Annotated in this window: 15 protein-coding genes; 6 read left to right on the top strand and 9 right to left on the bottom strand. The window is 63.5% G+C overall.

Annotated features, from left to right (window positions below):
- Positions 1–57: 57 nt before the first annotated feature.
- From QRN51_RS06205 to araA, 4 genes are all read left to right on the top strand, one after another.
- Positions 58–1,068 (top strand): LacI family DNA-binding transcriptional regulator, encoded by a 1,011-nt coding sequence (locus QRN51_RS06205; protein ID WP_284989082.1) that lies wholly within the window; start codon positions 58–60, stop codon positions 1,066–1,068.
- 103 nt (positions 1,069–1,171) lie between these two features.
- The gene (gene araB / locus QRN51_RS06200; RefSeq protein WP_284989081.1) at positions 1,172–2,896 is read left to right on the top strand and encodes a ribulokinase; all 1,725 of its coding nucleotides are present in this window, start codon (positions 1,172–1,174) and stop codon (positions 2,894–2,896) included.
- Positions 2,893–3,585 carry an L-ribulose-5-phosphate 4-epimerase gene (locus tag QRN51_RS06195; RefSeq protein WP_284989080.1) on the top strand — a complete coding sequence of 231 codons (693 nt, stop codon included), beginning with the start codon at positions 2,893–2,895 and terminating at the stop codon, positions 3,583–3,585. Before araB ends, QRN51_RS06195 begins: the two co-directional genes overlap by 4 nt.
- Positions 3,586–3,619: 34 nt before the next feature.
- The gene (gene araA / locus QRN51_RS06190) at positions 3,620–5,140 is read left to right on the top strand and encodes an L-arabinose isomerase (RefSeq protein ID WP_284989079.1); all 1,521 of its coding nucleotides are present in this window, start codon (positions 3,620–3,622) and stop codon (positions 5,138–5,140) included.
- A 75-nt stretch (positions 5,141–5,215) separates the two neighbouring features.
- Here the strand turns inward: araA and QRN51_RS06185 are convergent, their stop codons facing one another.
- From QRN51_RS06185 to QRN51_RS06160, 6 genes are all read right to left on the bottom strand, one after another.
- Positions 5,216–5,410 carry a hypothetical protein gene (locus tag QRN51_RS06185; RefSeq protein WP_148667707.1) on the bottom strand — a complete coding sequence of 65 codons (195 nt, stop codon included), beginning with the start codon at positions 5,408–5,410 and terminating at the stop codon, positions 5,216–5,218.
- 121 nt (positions 5,411–5,531) lie between these two features.
- Positions 5,532–7,043, bottom strand: coding sequence for an arabinosylfuranosidase ArfA (arfA, locus tag QRN51_RS06180; RefSeq protein ID WP_059389955.1), 1,512 nt, complete (start codon positions 7,041–7,043; stop codon positions 5,532–5,534).
- A gap of 50 nt (positions 7,044–7,093) precedes the next feature.
- A complete protein-coding gene (locus QRN51_RS06175) occupies positions 7,094–7,993 on the bottom strand; it encodes a carbohydrate ABC transporter permease (protein ID WP_284989078.1) in 900 nt (299 codons plus the stop codon).
- Positions 7,990–8,976 (bottom strand): carbohydrate ABC transporter permease, encoded by a 987-nt coding sequence (locus tag QRN51_RS06170; RefSeq protein ID WP_284989077.1) that lies wholly within the window; start codon positions 8,974–8,976, stop codon positions 7,990–7,992. Before QRN51_RS06170 ends, QRN51_RS06175 begins: the two co-directional genes overlap by 4 nt.
- 76 nt (positions 8,977–9,052) lie before the next feature.
- Positions 9,053–10,405 (bottom strand): ABC transporter substrate-binding protein, encoded by a 1,353-nt coding sequence (locus QRN51_RS06165; protein WP_284989076.1) that lies wholly within the window; start codon positions 10,403–10,405, stop codon positions 9,053–9,055.
- A gap of 223 nt (positions 10,406–10,628) precedes the next feature.
- Positions 10,629–11,639: a LacI family DNA-binding transcriptional regulator gene (locus QRN51_RS06160; RefSeq protein WP_059389958.1), complete on the bottom strand. Its 1,011-nt coding sequence runs from the start codon at positions 11,637–11,639 to the stop codon at positions 10,629–10,631.
- Positions 11,640–11,771: 132 nt separating this feature from the next.
- Between QRN51_RS06160 and QRN51_RS06155 the strand changes: the two genes are divergently transcribed.
- Entirely contained in the window at positions 11,772–12,149 is a 378-nt protein-coding gene (locus QRN51_RS06155) for a low affinity iron permease family protein (RefSeq protein ID WP_059389959.1), read from the top strand.
- A 31-nt stretch (positions 12,150–12,180) separates the two neighbouring features.
- On the opposite strand, the gene QRN51_RS06150 is transcribed toward QRN51_RS06155, so the two are convergent.
- Positions 12,181–12,405 (bottom strand): hypothetical protein, encoded by a 225-nt coding sequence (locus tag QRN51_RS06150; RefSeq protein WP_148667708.1) that lies wholly within the window; start codon positions 12,403–12,405, stop codon positions 12,181–12,183.
- A gap of 134 nt (positions 12,406–12,539) precedes the next feature.
- Here QRN51_RS06150 and QRN51_RS06145 point away from each other — a divergent pair, with 134 nt between their 5' ends.
- Positions 12,540–13,721 carry a low temperature requirement protein A gene (locus QRN51_RS06145; RefSeq protein WP_284989075.1) on the top strand — a complete coding sequence of 394 codons (1,182 nt, stop codon included), beginning with the start codon at positions 12,540–12,542 and terminating at the stop codon, positions 13,719–13,721.
- 53 nt (positions 13,722–13,774) lie between these two features.
- Here QRN51_RS06145 and QRN51_RS06140 read toward each other — a convergent pair whose 3' ends face one another.
- Together QRN51_RS06140 and QRN51_RS06135 are read right to left on the bottom strand one after the other, a co-directional pair.
- Positions 13,775–15,184 (bottom strand): aldehyde dehydrogenase family protein, encoded by a 1,410-nt coding sequence (locus QRN51_RS06140; protein ID WP_284989074.1) that lies wholly within the window; start codon positions 15,182–15,184, stop codon positions 13,775–13,777.
- 53 nt (positions 15,185–15,237) lie between these two features.
- Positions 15,238–15,765 carry a hypothetical protein gene (locus tag QRN51_RS06135; RefSeq protein ID WP_284989073.1) on the bottom strand — a complete coding sequence of 176 codons (528 nt, stop codon included), beginning with the start codon at positions 15,763–15,765 and terminating at the stop codon, positions 15,238–15,240.
- Between the last annotated feature and the right edge of the window lie 26 nt (positions 15,766–15,791).

Raw genomic sequence — 15,791 nt, 5'->3', positions numbered from 1 at the left:
GTGGACTCGCTGCGGTCCTGTTCGTCGCTTGGCCTCCAGGTCACGCAGAATAGCTCCATGACAAAAAGCAGCGGGCGCTTACCACGGCTTGAAGACGTAGCGGAATTGGCGGGAGTCTCGCACCAGACCGTTTCACGGGTGATCAATGATCACCCCAACGTCAGCAAGGGCACCCGGGAGCGTGTCGAGGCCGCCATCGCCGAGCTGGGATACCGGCGCAATACTGCTGCGCGGAGCCTGGTCACCCGCCGTTCCCAGACCATCGGGGTCCTGGCCAGCGAGCTGGCGCAGTACGGCCCGGCGAACACCCTGCTGGGCGTCGAGCAGGCTGCGAGGGATGCCGGCTATTTCGTCAGCATCGCAGCCTTGAGGGCGGTCAACCGGGAGGCGATCCTTGATGCGGTCCGGCATTTCCTGGACCAGTCCGTGGACGGAATCGTGGTGATCGTTCCCCATTCGGACACCCTGCTGGCGTTGGCGGAAGTGAAGGCCGGGGTTCCCGTAGTGGCCGTGGGGTCGCTGGGCGACGCGTCGGTCGGCGGAGCCATGGTGGACCAGAAGCGCGGCGCGGAATTGGCCGTGAGGCATCTGGTGGAGCAGGGGCACCGCCGGATCGGGCACGTGGCCGGCCCGCAGGACTGGATCGACGGCGTCGCCCGGGCCGAAGGGTGGAGCGAGGCCTTGCAGGCGGCTGGCCTTCAGGACGATTTGCTGGTGGTGGGGGACTGGAGCGCCGGCAGCGGTTATGACATTGGCAGGAAGCTTGCCGGCGAAAGGACCGCCACGGCGCTTTTTGTGGGAAATGACCAGATGGCCCTGGGCCTGCTGCGTGCGTTCAACGAAGCCGGTGTCCGGGTGCCCGAGGATGTTTCGGTGGTGGGTTTCGACGACCAGCCCGAATCAGGCTATTTCACGCCGCCTTTGACCACGGTACGCCAGGACTTCGAAGAGCTCGGGCGGCGCTGCATGGACCTCATGCTGAGCGGTATCGAGGGCGGGGAAAGCGTCGGCGCCACGGTGGTGGAGCCAGAGTTGGTGGTGCGCCAAAGTACGTCGGCTCCCGCCTGATCGTATTCATGTTCATGTGGGAAGGACGGCTTGACGTGAATTTTGTTAGCGCTCACAATGGAACCAATCCGCAAGGCTGCGGGCTGGCTTATTGGAGGACTTCATGGACGTCACAGCGGACGGCAACGAACATTACGTCATCGGCGTGGACTACGGCACGCTTTCCGGCAGGGCCGTGGTGGTGCGGGTCAGGGATGGCAAGGAACTGGGAAGCGGAGTGTTTGAGTACCCCCACGCGGTCATCACGGAGGCCTTGCCGGCCGATCTGGCGGGCGAGCCTGCTGGCCCGGCTGTCCGCCTTCCCGGCGAATGGGCGCTGCAGGTGCCGCAAGACTACCGCGACGTGTTGCGCCACGCGGTTCCCGCAGCGGTGCGCGACGCCGGGATCGATCCGGCCGCCGTCGTCGGGATTGCCACGGACTTCACGGCGTGCACGATGGTGCCGGTGAAGGCTGACGGCACTCCACTGAACGAGCTGACCGCCTTCGCCCGCAGGCCGCATGCGTATGTGAAGTTGTGGCGCCACCATGCGGCCCAGGAGCAGGCGGACCGCATCAATGCACTCGCCGCCGAGCGGGGCGAGGCCTGGCTGCCGCGCTACGGCGGGCTCATTTCCTCGGAATGGGAGTTCGCCAAGGGACTCCAGCTCCTGGAGGAGGACCCGGGCGCGTATGCGGCGATGGACCACTGGGTGGAAGCCGCCGACTGGATCGTCTGGCAACTGTGCGGGAACTACGTGCGGAATGCCTGCACCGCTGGGTACAAGGGCATCTACCAGGACGGCGCCTACCCGTCCGGGGAATTCCTGGCCTCCCTGAACCCGGGCTTCAAGGACTTCGTCGACACCAAACTGGCCCACACCATTGGCCGCCTGGGTGACGCCGCGGGTTACCTGACTGCCGAAGCCGCCGGCTGGACCGGCCTCCCGGCCGGGATCGCCGTCGCGGTCGGGAATGTTGACGCCCACGTCACCGCGCCCGCCGCGCGGGCCGTGGAACCGGGACAGCTCGTCGCGATCATGGGCACCTCCACGTGCCACGTCATGAACGGCTCCGAGCTTCGTGAGGTGCCGGGCATGTGCGGAGTGGTCGACGGCGGGATCGTGGACGGGCTCTGGGGTTACGAGGCCGGCCAGTCCGGGGTGGGCGACATCTTCGGCTGGTTCACCAAGTACGGCGTGCCGCCCGAATATCATGCAGCTGCCGAAGCCGCGGGCCTGGGCATCCACGAATACCTCACCGAACTCGCCTCCACCCAGGAGATCGGTGAACACGGACTCATATCCCTGGACTGGCACTCGGGGAACCGGTCCGTCCTGGTGGACCACGAACTCTCCGGAGTGATCGTGGGCCAGACCTTGGCAACCCGCCCGGAAGACATCTACCGGGCGCTGCTGGAGGCCACGGCCTTCGGCACCCGCACCATTGTGGATGCCTTCCGGGACGCGGGGGTGCCGGTGAAGGAATTCATCGTGGCTGGAGGGCTGCTGAAAAACACGCTATTGATGCAGATCTACGCCGATATCACGGGGCTGCCCCTCTCCACGATCGGCTCCACCCAGGGTCCCGCGCTGGGTTCGGCGATCCACGCCGCCGTCGCTGCGGGGGAGTACCAGGACATCCGGGAAGCTGCGGCTGCCATGGGATCCGAGCCCGGCGCCGTCTACACCCCGATCCCGGAAAATGTCGCCGCCTACGAGGAATTGTTCCGCGAATACCGGACCCTGCATGACTACTTCGGCCGCGGAGCGAACGAGGTCATGCACCGGCTCAAGAAGATCCAGCGGAACGCGAGCAAAACGCTCCTCACCGCGGGGGTCTCCGCATGAGCGCCCTGCTGGACACCATTGCCACGATCCGCCGCGAGGTCTGCGCGCTGCACGCCGAACTGACCCGGTACGAGCTGGTGGTCTGGACCGCGGGCAATGTCTCCGCCCGCGTCCCGGGGCATGACTTGATGGTCATCAAGCCGTCCGGGGTCTCCTACGATGCGCTGACGCCCGAACTCATGGTGGTCACGGACCTCCACGGGGTTCCCGTGGCCGGCGATGGCGACGGGGCGTGGGGCAATCCGGACCTTTCGCCGTCGTCGGACACCGCAGCGCACGCCTACGTCTACCGGAACATGCCCGACGTCGGCGGGGTCGTCCACACGCACTCCACCTACGCGACGGCGTGGGCTGCGCGCGGGGAGCCTATCCCGTGCGTACTGACCATGATGGGCGACGAATTCGGCGGCACCATCCCGGTGGGCCCGTTCGCGCTGATCGGGGACGACTCGATCGGCCGCGGGATCGTGGACACGCTGCGGGCGTCCCATTCACCGGCTGTCCTGATGCAGAACCACGGACCGTTCACTATCGGCAAGGACGCCCGCTCCGCCGTCAAGGCTGCCGTGATGTGCGAGGAAGTGGCCCGCACGGTCCACATTTCCCGGCAGCTCGGTGAACCGCTGCCCATCGACGCCGGCCAGATCGAGTCCCTCTACAGCCGCTACCAGAACGTCTACGGCCGCTGACGCGCGCCACCCACGAACCTCCAAGGAGAAACGCATGCCCATCGCCCACAACACGTCCCTCGAACACTACGAAGTGTGGTTCCTCACCGGCAGCCAGCACCTTTACGGCGAGGACGTCCTCAAGCAGGTCGCCGCGCAGTCCCAGGAGATCGCCGCAGCACTGAACGCGTCCTCCGATGTTCCGGTCAAGCTGGTCTGGAAGCCCGTGCTGACGGACGCGGACGCGATCCGCCGCACCGCTCTGGAAGCGAACTCGGACGACGCCGTGATCGGCGTGACCGCGTGGATGCACACGTTCAGCCCGGCCAAGATGTGGATCCAGGGACTGGACCTGCTCCGCAAGCCGCTCCTGCACCTGCACACCCAGGCGAACGTGGCCCTGCCTTGGGCGGACATCGACTTCGACTTCATGAACCTGAACCAGGCAGCCCACGGCGACCGCGAATTCGGGTACATCCAGTCCCGCCTCGGCGTGCCGCGGAAGACCGTCGTCGGGCACGTCTCCAACCCCGAGGTCACGCGCCAGGTGGGCGCGTGGCAACGCGCCTCCGCCGGCTGGGCCGCGGTGCGCACCCTCAAGCTGACCCGCTTCGGGGACAACATGCGCAACGTTGCCGTCACAGAAGGGGACAAGACCGAAGCCGAGCTGCGCTTCGGCGTCTCGGTCAACACGTGGTCCGTCAACGAACTCGCCGACGCCGTGCACGGCGCGCCGGAGTACGACGTCGACGCCCTCGTCGCGGAGTACGAGCGCCTCTACGAGGTGGCGCCGGAGCTGCGTGCCGGCGGTGCCCGGCACGAGTCGCTGCGCTACAGCGCCCGGATCGAACTGGGTCTGCGGTCCTTCCTGGAGGCGAACGGCTCCGCCGCATTCACGACGTCGTTCGAGGACCTGGGCGCGTTGCGCCAGCTTCCCGGCATGGCCGTGCAGCGGCTCATGGCCGACGGCTACGGCTTCGGTGCCGAGGGCGACTGGAAGACCGCGATCCTGGTCCGGGCTGCGAAGGTCATGGGCGCCGGACTGCCCGGTGGCGCCTCGCTCATGGAGGACTACACCTATCACCTGACGCCGGGGGAGGAGAAGATCCTCGGCGCGCACATGCTCGAGGTCTGCCCCTCCCTGACCGCAGCCAAGCCGCGCGTGGAGATCCACCCGCTGGGCATCGGCGGCAAGGAAGATCCCGTCCGCATGGTCTTCGACACCGATGCGGGGCCCGGCGTCGTGGTCGCGCTCTCGGACATGCGCGACCGGTTCCGCCTCGTCGCGAACGCCGTCGACGTCGTCGACCTCGAGGAACCGCTCCCCAACCTCCCGGTCGCGCGTGCACTGTGGGAGCCGAAGCCCGACTTCGCCACCTCCGCCGCCGCGTGGCTCACCGCAGGCGCCGCGCACCACACCGTGCTCTCCACCCAGGTGGGCATGGACGTGTTCGAGGACTTCGCCGAAATCGCCCGCACCGAACTGCTCACCATCGACGACGGCACCACCATCAAACAGTTCAAGAAGGAACTCGCGTGGAACGCCGCCTACTACAAACTCGCCGGCGGGCTGTGAACGGCGAGGGCTTTTAACAAGAAGAAGCCCGGGCTAACGGCGCGTTGCCGTTAACCCGGGTTTTTCCGTATCTCTTTATTCGTGGAACTTCTCACGCGCCTCGCGCTGTTGGCGTTCGAGCTTGGCTTCCGCTTCGGTCCTCCGCTGGCCGACGATGCGCATCTGGTGGGTGGTCGGGTGTTCGTATTCCTCCACGAAAGCGCCCTTTTCCCTCGGAAGGTAATGGCCGGGAGCCGGGGACGCGAGCTTTTGGTCTTCGTTTTCGCTCATGTCAAAATCGTCCCACCGGGCGGCGGCGGGCAAAAGGGGTTCGGCCCATAGTGCCGCAAGTGGAAGCGACATCCCGGTCTTCGGACCGGGAAGTCGCTTGCCTTCTCACGAATTCACAAAGTCAGCCGAGGTTCAGGGCCGTCCAGGAGACGGGTGGCAGGGTGATTTCGACGACGCCGTCACGTACTACGGCACTCTTATTCGGGTGCAGCCCGACGCGGTTCGGATCGTTGAGCGTGTTCTTGGCGTATACATCCGCGTCCGAGAGCGTCTGCGCATCCAGGACGATCGCGCTGTCAAGAGCCGTGAGGTCGATGGTGACCGTTGCCTCTTCAGTCCGTGATCGGTTGACCAGGAAGACCGACGTCGCAGCGGCGTCCGCGTCGTAGGTCGCGACCGCGTCGATGAGCGGGACGGCACCGTAAGCGTCAGTGCTGTACTTGTCCGCATCCAGCCTCACGTCCAGGGCGACGCCCTTGGCCAGTTTGGAGGTCAACGCGAACGGGAAGAACGTGGTCTGTTTCCACGCGGGACCGCCGGGTTCGGTCATGATGGGAGCGATCACGTTGACGAGCTGCGCCAGGGAGGCGGACGTGACACGGTCGGCGTGCTTAAGCAGTGAGATCAGGAGGTTGCCGAAGACGACGGCGTCGGCTACTGAGTACGTGTCCTCAAGCAGTCGCGGCGCCTTGGGCCAGTTGTCCAGCCCTTCGATTTTGTCCACGTTATGGAACCGTTCGAGGTACCACACATTCCATTCGTCGAAGGAAATGTTGATGGTTTTGGCGCTCCCGTTGACAGCTTTGACGTGGTCCGCCGTCGCCACAACGGATTCAATGAAGTGGTCCATGTCGGTGGCGGAAGCAAGGAACGAGTCCAGGTCACCGTTCTTTTCTTCGTAGTAGGCGTGGCAGGAGATGTAATCAACGTCCTCGTAGGCGTGGGTGAGTACCACGCGCTCCCATTCTCCGAAGGTGGGCATATGGGCGCTCGATGAGCCGCAGACCACAAGTTCAACGGAAGGATCAAGCTGGCGCATTGCCTTCGCGGTCTGCGATGCGATTTTGCCGTAGTCGTCGGCAGAGCGATGGCCCAACTGCCACGGGCCATCCATCTCATTGCCGAGGCACCACATTTTGACGCCAAAGGGCTCCACCCGGCCATGAGCGGCCCGGCGGTCCGACAACTCCGTCCCGGAGCGGATGTTGGAGTACTCCAACAAGTCCAAAGCTTCCAGCGTGCCCCGGGTGCCGAGGTTGACGGCCAGCATGAGTTCGCTGCCCACCTTCTCAAGCCAGGTGCTGAACTCGTGCATGCCGATCTCGTTGGTTTCGGTGGAGTGCCACGCGAGGTCGAGGCGGTGGGGGCGCTGTTCCTTGGGCCCAACGCTGTCCTCCCAGCGGAACCCGGAGACGAAGTTGCCGCCCGGATAGCGGATGGTGGAAACACCGAGTTCTTTGACGAGCTCGATCACGTCAGTGCGGAAACCGTCGGCGTCGGCGCTGGGGTGACCGGGTTCGTAGATGCCGTCGTAGACACAGCGTCCAAGGTGTTCAACAAACGAACCGAAGAGGCGGGGATTGACTGCGCCCACTGCGAATTGTGGGTCGATCGTAAGGCGTGCGGAAACCATGGTCTGCTTTCGGTGAGAAGGAGCGGGAAATGAAGAGGTGCTTCAAGGGGCTATTTGAGGCTGCCGAGTGACAGGCCGCCCTGCCAGTACTTCTGCAGGGTGAGGAATGCCACCACGAGGGGAATGATGGAAATGAACGAACCGACGACGATCAGGCTCCAGAGCGAGTGGCCGCCCCCGTTGTTGGACGAAGCCAGCTGCTCCCAGAGCCCTATGCCCACGGTGAGCGGATAGAGCCTCTCCGTGGACAACATGGCCAAGGGCAGGAAGTAGTTGTTCCAGGTCCCAACGACGGAAAGCAGCAGGACGGTCACCAGCGCCGGCCGAAGCAAGGGCAACGAGACTTGGAAGAAGGTGCGGAGTTCACCGGCTCCGTCCACCCTGGCCGCGTCGAGCAGCTCGTCTGGAACCGCTTCTGCCGTGTAAACCCGCATCAGGTAGACGCCGAAGGGGCTAAGCAGCGACGGCAGGATGACCGCCCACACGGTATCGGTCATCCTGAGGTTGGACATCAGGATGAATGTCGGGATGACCAGCGCCGTCATGGGGACCATCACGGCACCGAGCAACAGTGCGAACGTAAGGTTCCGGCCCCGGAACTTGTACTTGGCAAACCCATAACCGGCCAGGACCGAGATTGCGGTCGCTCCCAGACCGCCGCTGACAGCGTAGAGAAGGGAATTGCCCATCCACTGTACGTACTCCCCGCCGTTGTAGGCGAAAAGCTCCTGAATGTTCGCGATCAGGTTGAAATTCTTGTCGAACCACATAGCGCCGGACGAGCCGGCGAAAAGTCCTTGGGCGTCTTTCGTGCTGGCGACGAAAAGCCACCAAATGGGAGCCAGGAAATATAGGACCAGGACACCCAGAAAGGCATGAGCCACCACGTTGCGCCGCCGGGGCCGCGACAGCCGGGTTGCGGCCGGGAGATGTGTTGTCAGCGCACTCATGAGAGGTTGCTCCCTTTCTTGCGGGTGGCGAACATGAAGATGTACACCGCGATGAAGACGACGATGCCGAGGGAGAAGGATATGGCCGAGGCGTAGTTGAACTGGGCGTATCCAAAGGCCAAATTGAACGCGTAGATGTTCGGGGTGAAATCCGGGGTGATGCTGCCGTTGGCTACCGGCCCGAGGATTTGCGGCTCGGAGAAGAACTGCAGCGTCCCGATCAGCGCGAAGATGAGAATGAGCACAAGTGCCGAAGAAACCAGGGGGATCTTGATGCGGAACGCAACCTGCCTTTCGGAGGCCCCATCAATCTTGGCGGCCTCGTAGAGGGTCGGATCGATTCCCTGTAATGCCGCGTAGATGATGATCATGTAATAGCCGGCCCATTGCCACGTCACAACATTGAGAAGGCCGTAGAAGACGTTGTCCTGGCTGAGCAGGAAGGGCGCGGAGGCGTGGAACAGGGAGAAAAACTGCTCGAGGGGGCCGAATGTCGGACTGTAAAGAAAGCCCCACATCAGGGCACCAATGACGGCCGGCACTGCGTACGGCAGGAAGATCATGAGCCGGGAGAACCTTGCGAGCCGGGTGGTGAGGTGGTCGAGCACGAGGGCGGCTGCCAGGGAGACGGCCATCTGGACCGGGATGAGGACCAGGGAGAAGCGGACCACGAACCACACACCCTTGAGGAACTGTGGATCCGAGAAGGCGCGGAGATAGTTCTCCAAACCGCTGAACCGCGTCCCTGTCGCCAGGCCCTTGGTGAACAGGCTGAGGTAGAGGGCGTAGGCAAGCGGAGCAAGAAGGAACGCCACGAAAACTATTCCGAACGGTGCGATGAAGAGCCATCCGGTCCTGGCCCGCCGCGCATTCATCTTGTCGCTGCGGGAGCGGGTCCTGCGTTCGGGCGGGAGCGCGGAATTCACTTTGTCCGGGGTGGAAGTGTGTGGCAACGACGTCACCGTTGACCCGTGAACTGCCATGAGCTGTCCTGCAACTTTCTCTTGATCGATTCCGCCCCGTTCCGCCCACCCGGGGCCGGCGGAACGGGAGGAGCTGTCAGTTGACTGTGAACCCTTGGCTCTTCGCGTAGTTCACCATGATGCCCTGCAGCTCGGTGGCTGCTTCGTCCCCGCTGACTTTGCCGGCATTGATCTTGACCGTCTCTGCCTGCAGTTGCGCGTAGTAGTAGACGCTGAACGGGCTGTAACTGAATCCCTTGTAGGCATTTTCGGCCGGTATGTAGATGTCCTTGTTCGCGGTCTGTCCGCCAAAGAAGTCGACGGCGTTGTTGGTGAACGCGTCCGACTTCAACACATTCTGGTTGAGCGGGAAGATCGTTTGGGTCTTCCAGCCGTCCGTCAGCGAGGCGTCGTCGGCGTAGAGGCCCTTGGCGACTTCGGCGGCGAGCTTCTGGTCACCGGCCTGTGAGGTGACGGCAAAGGTGGATCCTCCCCAGTTCACGGAGACTGGGTTGCTTGCATCCCATTGGGGGAGGGGGGCCGCAGCGAATGTTCCCTTCTCGTTGCCCTTACCCACTCCGGACCCGGTGAGGTAGCCGGGAGCCCATGCGGCCGAGATGTACGTAGCGTACTTGCCGCCGATCATTCCTGAAATGTAGTCGGTGGTGAACTGGTCCTGGGTGGCGACCAGGCCCTTCTTCACGAGTCCCGCCCAGTAGTTCAGCACGTCCTTGGCCGGCTGGCTGTCGAGGTGGATGGAGATGTTCTTCTGGTCCGCCAGGTCATAGGTGAAGGGAACGGCGCCCTTTTGGGCCATGAGGGCGGTCAGGGCGGCGGGGACATTGCTGCCAAGGTCTCCGAAAGCAGGCCCGCCGGCGTCCTTGACCTTCTGCGCGGCCGTTTCGTACTCGGCCCACGTCGTCGGCGGCTTGATGCCGTACTTGTCCAGGATGTCCTTACGGTAGATCATGGCCATCGGCCCGCCGTCGACCGGGATGGCGTAGACCGAATCGCCCTGCGAGACGTCCTTCCAGGAACCCGCGCTGAAGTTCTTCTTGACGTCTGCGGCGCCATACTTGCTCAGGTCCACAAGCGCGTTCTGCAATTCAAAACCCGTCAGCTGGTCAGCCTCGAGCATGATCACGTCAGGGGCTCCCTTGCCGGCCTGGATGGCTGTTTGGAACTTCGCGTACTCCGGGCCACCCTGGCCGGCCACGGTCCAGCAGACCTGGACATCGGTGTGGGAGTTGTTGAAGTTGTCGACGACCTTGGCCATGTTGGGGTACCACGCCCACACGGAGACCTTCGGAGCATCGGAATGGACAATCTTGTTCGTGCAATTGCTGGTATTGGAGCCCGCACTGGCGGCATCCGCGCCACCACTGCACCCTGCCAATGTGGCGGCAAGGGCAGCGGTTGACACTGCTGCGGCGATTGCTTTCTTGTTCACGTAGTTTCCCTTCGGTCGTGCATGGACGTCGTCGTCGGAGGTGGAGCAACGAGGGCAGGCCGTCTTCCAGCCAATGGATGGTGGTGGGACTTGGACGGACTCGGCGGATGGGGGACAAGAGACATTTCCGAGCTTTTACATCGATGTAAGTAATCGTTGTAAATCCATGATGATGTGACTGGACTTACATGTCAAGAAGAAATCGGACGGCGTCTTCGGCAGGCTAGATCGCCGTGGATTCCCGGCTGATGACCTTGAACCCGGCTTCAAACTCGCGGGCAGGCGTCGCTTCGGCCGCGCCGTCGATCCGTTCCAGGAGCATCGCGACGGCGGTCTCGGCGATCTCCCGACGGCCCGGATCTATGGTTGACAACGTCGGGAGTGAATACCGGGTTTCGTCGATGTCGTCAAAGCCGATGATCGCCACATCCTCAGGGATTCTCAGTCCAGCATCCTGCATGACACGCATCGCCCCTAGGGCGATGGAGTCGTTGAAGGCCACGACGCCGTCGAACTCCAGCCCGGACTCCAGGACGTGCCGCATTGCCTGGGCGCCGTCGGAACGGTGCCACGACTGGACGTCGATTGCCAGTTCGTCCCGGTAATCCAGCCCCGCCTTCTGCAAGGCGCGGCGGTAACCTTCCAAGCGAAGCCCGGCTGAACCGATGACTTCATTTCGGTGGGCACCAAAAGCGAGTAGTTTCGTTCGTCCGCGTTGGAGGAGGTGGTCGGTAGCTGCCTGCGAAGCCTCGATGTTTTGCATGGTCACGTGGTCCGTGGGGCCGTGAAAGATCCGCTCACCCAGGAGGACCATGGGAGTCGGAATCTCGATGAGGCCTGCGTCTTCCTGGCTCAGGCCGAGCACGCTGTACAGGACGCCATCGACCATTCGCATCCGGGGGCCATGCAGGATCTCCAGCTCGCGCGTCCGGGAGCCTCCGCTTTGCTCGATGATCACCACTTTCCCGCGTTTTGAGGCGGCCGTCATGACGGCATCGGCGAGCTCGGCAAAATAGGCATTCTTCAGATCCGGGATGATGAGGCTGATGACATCCGTGCGTCCGGACCGCAAGCCCCGGGCCGAGAGATTCGGCTGATAGCCGAGTTTCTCGATGGCCAGCAAAACCCGCTCGCGGGTCTCGGCTTTGATGTTTGGATGGTCATTGATGACGTTCGATACGGTTTTGATAGACACATCGGCCGCCTGGGCCACATCCCGCATGGTAATTGCCACTTTTCCTTCTTCCGCGCACGTCAGCGACCGTCCTTAGCTGAAGATTACAACGTTGGAAAGCGTTTGGGCCGAAACGGCACCGAGCTGCAGGATGGGTAGGTGCCAACCCGGTAGTGGGTGGATGATGGCTGGATGAGCGAAGACAGCGGTTCCCGTCCGGATTTTTTCACCCGGTTCACCACCAAGGTGGCCAAAGTTCTCGGCCACGCCTGGGTGTTCAGCGCGGCAGTAATCATCCTCATTGTTTGGGCGTTTACGGGACCACTCCTGGGATTTTCGGATACCTGGCAGTTGGTCATCAATACCGGCACGACCATCGTGACTTTCTTGATGGTCTTCATCATCCAAAACACCCAGAATAGAGACAGCGCCGCCCTCCACGTGAAGCTCGACGCCGTGATGCGTGAACTCCGGATCACCAACTCGAAGCTTTATCAAGCTGAAGACGAAGGCGAGAAGGAGCTCGAGGAGCAGCGCCGACGCATCGAGCAGGAGGCCGAGTCCGATTAACCGGATCGGGGTCGTGGAGTGCTGGCGGTTCCTACATGAGCCACTGGACCGAGACGTTCATCGCGAGCAGGGCATTCGTCAGCGGCGCAAGTATCGACTCGTCGGCCTCCATGCGGTGCAGCGTCTCGAGGAATTCATCCACCTGGATGTTCGTGAACCCGCCGTCCCGGAGTTGCTGGACGGCAAGCTCGGTATTCTGCTTCCGGGTGTTGCTGAATCGAGGGGTTACCTCTGGCTGTACCGGTTCCGAATCCATTGACTTTGCTTGCCCCCGCAACCTATCCCTGTCGGTATGACGCTCGCGCACAGCGTATTCCTGCATTACGAATGCTACTATCTCGCGGGCCGAACTGGAGCAACGGCAAGTCCGGCAACCAATAGCATGGGTCAATGATGGATAAGTCGTCGGTTCCTGGCGCGTTGAAACACGAGGTGGCCCGTGACCCTCGCCGCGTCCACTGGATGGAATTGTTCTTCGACCTCGTCTTTGTGGCTTTCGTCGGGCAGCTTGCGCGCGGGATCCACGGCGACCCCGGATGGGCTGAGTTCGGCACCTTCGTCCTGCTTTTCTTTCCGGCGTGGTGGGCTTGGGTGAACATTGTCTCCGTAGTCAACCTCCTGCCAGGTTTGTCATCCCGGGCTCTGGGCGTCGCGATGCTCGCGGCGATGGCGGCGGCGAGCATCATGGCCGCCGCCGCGCCCGGTGCCTTTGGCGAACGTGCTTGGGCCTTTTCGCTGGCCAATGCCGCCATTCGCGTGGTTCTGCTGATCTTGTGGCTGTACCAGCACCGTGAAAATTCGGCCGAATTTCCGTGGCGGATCTGGATCTACAACGGCGGCACGGCCGTCCTCTGGCTCATCTCCGCCTCCTTGCCTCTCCACATTGCCGTCGTTCTGTGGGCCACCGCGATCGTTGTCGAGATTGGCATGATGGCTCTTAGCGCCCGACTTTGGCCTGACCGCGGCATCGCTGGCATCAACATCGAGCACGCATCCGAGCGGCTTGGCTTGTTCGTCATCATTGTGCTCGGCGAGTCCATCTTCACGATCGTCACCGAGGTGTCTGACGATTGGGGCCCGGGCGCAGGCCTGCTCGGTGCGCTCGGATTCCTCGTGGTTGCCCTGCTCGGCTGGGCATTCTTCCAATACGGCACGGGGACAGTCACGGCAGGGCTCGAGCGGCTGCAGGCCCGGTCCGATTTCGCCGGGATCCTTCAGACCACGTTGTTCATGCCGTTTCTTCTGGTTTTGGGGGTAACTGCAATCGCCGGGGCCATTGCGACGGCCATTCCAGCCCCCTATGAGCACTTGCCCTTCGGTTCCGGGATTTCTCTCGGGGGAGGTCTGGCCCTCTTCTATGGTTGCAATGCGATCGTGTCGCTTCGCTACGGTCAGCCTCCGCGCGCGGTGCTGCCGTGGGCGGTGCCGACCGTGGTGATCGCCGTGTTGCTCATACCGGTGAGCGCTGTGGTTCCCGCCGCCGTCGCGTTGGCCCTCGCAGTGCTTGTCCTGCTCCTTGTCACCGTCTACGTCGAGATTCAGAGGCGACGGCGGCACGCCCCAACTAGCTGACAGTTGTTGTCGTTCTAGGGCCTCAAAACGACAACAACTGCTAGTCAGTTGGGTCAGCCGTTGATCACCTGGGGGACCCCGAGGGCTTTGAGGCCTTCGACGCCGAATTCCAGGCCATAGCCGGATTGCTTGGCGCCGCCGAAGGGGACCCGCGGGTCGACGTTGCCATGTTTGTTGATCCATACGGTTCCGGCCTCAAGGCGGGCGGCAACGTCACGGGCAGCGTCCAGGTCGGAGGACCAGACGGAGGCGCCGAGTCCGACGTCGAGCGCGTTCGCCATGGCGACGGCCTCGTCCACGGTGCCGTAGCGGATGATGGGCAGGGCCGGGCCGAACTGTTCCTCGGCGACGAGGGGGTTGCTGTTGTCGATGTCGGCTACGAGGGTGGTGGGGTAGAAGTTGCCGGGCTGGCCGTCGTCGGGGTTGCCGCCGAGCAGGATGCGGGCGCCGGAATCGCGGGCGGCATCCACGAGCTCCGCGACGATGTCGTACTGCTGCCGGTTCTGCAGCGGTCCCAGCACGTTCGCCTCGTCTAAGCCAACCCCCATGGGCATCGCGGCGGCAATGGCAGCAAGCTCGGTGCACACTGCTTCATAGAGGGAGTCGTGGACGTAGAGGCGCTTGAGTGCGGCGCAGGTCTGGCCGGTGTTGATGAAGGCACCCCAGAAGAGTCCTTCGGCGATGGCTTTGGGGTCTGCATCGGGCAGGACGATGCCGGCGTCGTTGCCGCCGAGTTCGAGGGTGAGGCGCTTTACCGTGTCCGCGCTGGAGCGGATGATGGCTTTGCCGGTGGCGGTGGATCCGGTGAACATGACCTTGCCGATCGCCGGGTGTTCGGCGAGCCGGGCGCCGACGTCCCGGCCGCCGGAGACCACCGTGAGGAGGCCTTCGGGGAGTTCTTCGTTGATCACGGCGGCCAGGGCCAGCACGGACAGGGGTGTGTATTCGGAGGGTTTGACGACGACGGCGTTGCCCATCCGGAGGGCGGGGGCGATCTGCCAGATGGTGATCATCATGGGCCAGTTCCAGGGGCCGATCGCGCCGACGACGCCGATGGGCCGGTAGTGGAGTTCGGCGCGGGTTTCGCCGTCGTCGACGACGGTTTCCACCTCGAGCGGGGTGGCGGCGGTGGCGCGGAGCCAGGCCGCGCAGGCGCCGACTTCGAAGCGGGCGTTGGGGCCGTTGAGCGGTTTGCCTTGCTCGCGGGAGAGCAGGCGGGCAAGTTCCTCGGCGGAGCGTTCGACGGCGTCTGCCGCCCTGAGGAGCGCGGCGGAGCGGACGTCGTGGCCCAGAGCGGCCCACGCTGGTTGGGCCGCCTGGGCGGCGGCGACCGCGCGTTCGAGGTCGTCGACCGTGTGAACCGGGGCCTCGCCGACAACGGTGCCCGTGGCGGGGTCGATAATGGTCCGGCTTTCGCCGGTGGTCGGGGTGATTGAAGCGAGGAGGGCGTCGTAGCTTTCCAAGGGTTTACTCCACTCTGAGTTGGTAATGGTTTCTATGGACAAGGCACTTGCGGTCAGACGGCCATCAGGATCATGGCGCCCAAGGCGCCCGCCGAAGAGATCGCCTCAAGCGATGCAGACGCGTGACGACGGTGTCCGCGGCCATTTGGTCGAAGGGTTCGGGCGGCCAGGGCGATTGAGTAGGCGATGACCGCTGCCGCGAGGGCAACTGCCAGGGCCGGATTCGCTCCACCGAGTCCTGAATGCGCATGTGCTTGGTGTACAGAACTTGACGGGACAGTGGGAAGGGTTGTGACGAAAATGGCGAACATGGCCACCATGGACAAGGAGCGGTGTATTTCCATGCCGCCCCGGCGATCCTTGGGCAAGAGCACCAGCGGAAGAGGGGACGTGAGGAGCAGGAGAAGGCCCCACACGACGCCCGGCACAATGCCTGGCCCGACGGTTGTGTCCGCCATCGCAATGAGCATGAGTGCCATCGGCCCCCACTGGCTAAGGTTCCTGACCAATCCTTCACGCATCGGGCTCCAGATTCCGAGGGCACAGCAAGCGAGCATGACGATCGAAAGGGTTGTGTGCATGTTGTTCACAAGTCGTCAGTCCCGGC

The sequence above is a fragment of the Arthrobacter sp. efr-133-TYG-120 genome (assembly GCF_030209785.1).
Classification (GTDB): Bacteria; Actinomycetota; Actinomycetes; order Actinomycetales; family Micrococcaceae; genus Arthrobacter.
The sequence above is the reverse complement of the archived record's forward strand: the minus strand, read 5'-3'. Positions and strand labels throughout refer to the sequence as shown.

Coding starts and splice junctions, on each gene's coding strand:
- QRN51_RS06155 (WP_059389959.1), top strand. CDS start 11,772: ATGAGCGAAGACAGCGGTTCCCGTCCGGATTTTTTCACCCGGTTCACC.
- QRN51_RS06205 (WP_284989082.1), top strand. CDS start 58: ATGACAAAAAGCAGCGGGCGCTTACCACGGCTTGAAGACGTAGCGGAA.
- araA (WP_284989079.1), top strand. CDS start 3,620: ATGCCCATCGCCCACAACACGTCCCTCGAACACTACGAAGTGTGGTTC.
- QRN51_RS06195 (WP_284989080.1), top strand. CDS start 2,893: ATGAGCGCCCTGCTGGACACCATTGCCACGATCCGCCGCGAGGTCTGC.
- QRN51_RS06175 (WP_284989078.1), bottom strand. CDS start 7,993: ATGAGTGCGCTGACAACACATCTCCCGGCCGCAACCCGGCTGTCGCGG.
- QRN51_RS06185 (WP_148667707.1), bottom strand. CDS start 5,410: ATGAGCGAAAACGAAGACCAAAAGCTCGCGTCCCCGGCTCCCGGCCAT.
- QRN51_RS06150 (WP_148667708.1), bottom strand. CDS start 12,405: ATGGATTCGGAACCGGTACAGCCAGAGGTAACCCCTCGATTCAGCAAC.
- araB (WP_284989081.1), top strand. CDS start 1,172: ATGGACGTCACAGCGGACGGCAACGAACATTACGTCATCGGCGTGGAC.
- QRN51_RS06170 (WP_284989077.1), bottom strand. CDS start 8,976: ATGGCAGTTCACGGGTCAACGGTGACGTCGTTGCCACACACTTCCACC.
- arfA (WP_059389955.1), bottom strand. CDS start 7,043: ATGGTTTCCGCACGCCTTACGATCGACCCACAATTCGCAGTGGGCGCA.
- QRN51_RS06145 (WP_284989075.1), top strand. CDS start 12,540: ATGATGGATAAGTCGTCGGTTCCTGGCGCGTTGAAACACGAGGTGGCC.
- QRN51_RS06135 (WP_284989073.1), bottom strand. CDS start 15,765: ATGCACACAACCCTTTCGATCGTCATGCTCGCTTGCTGTGCCCTCGGA.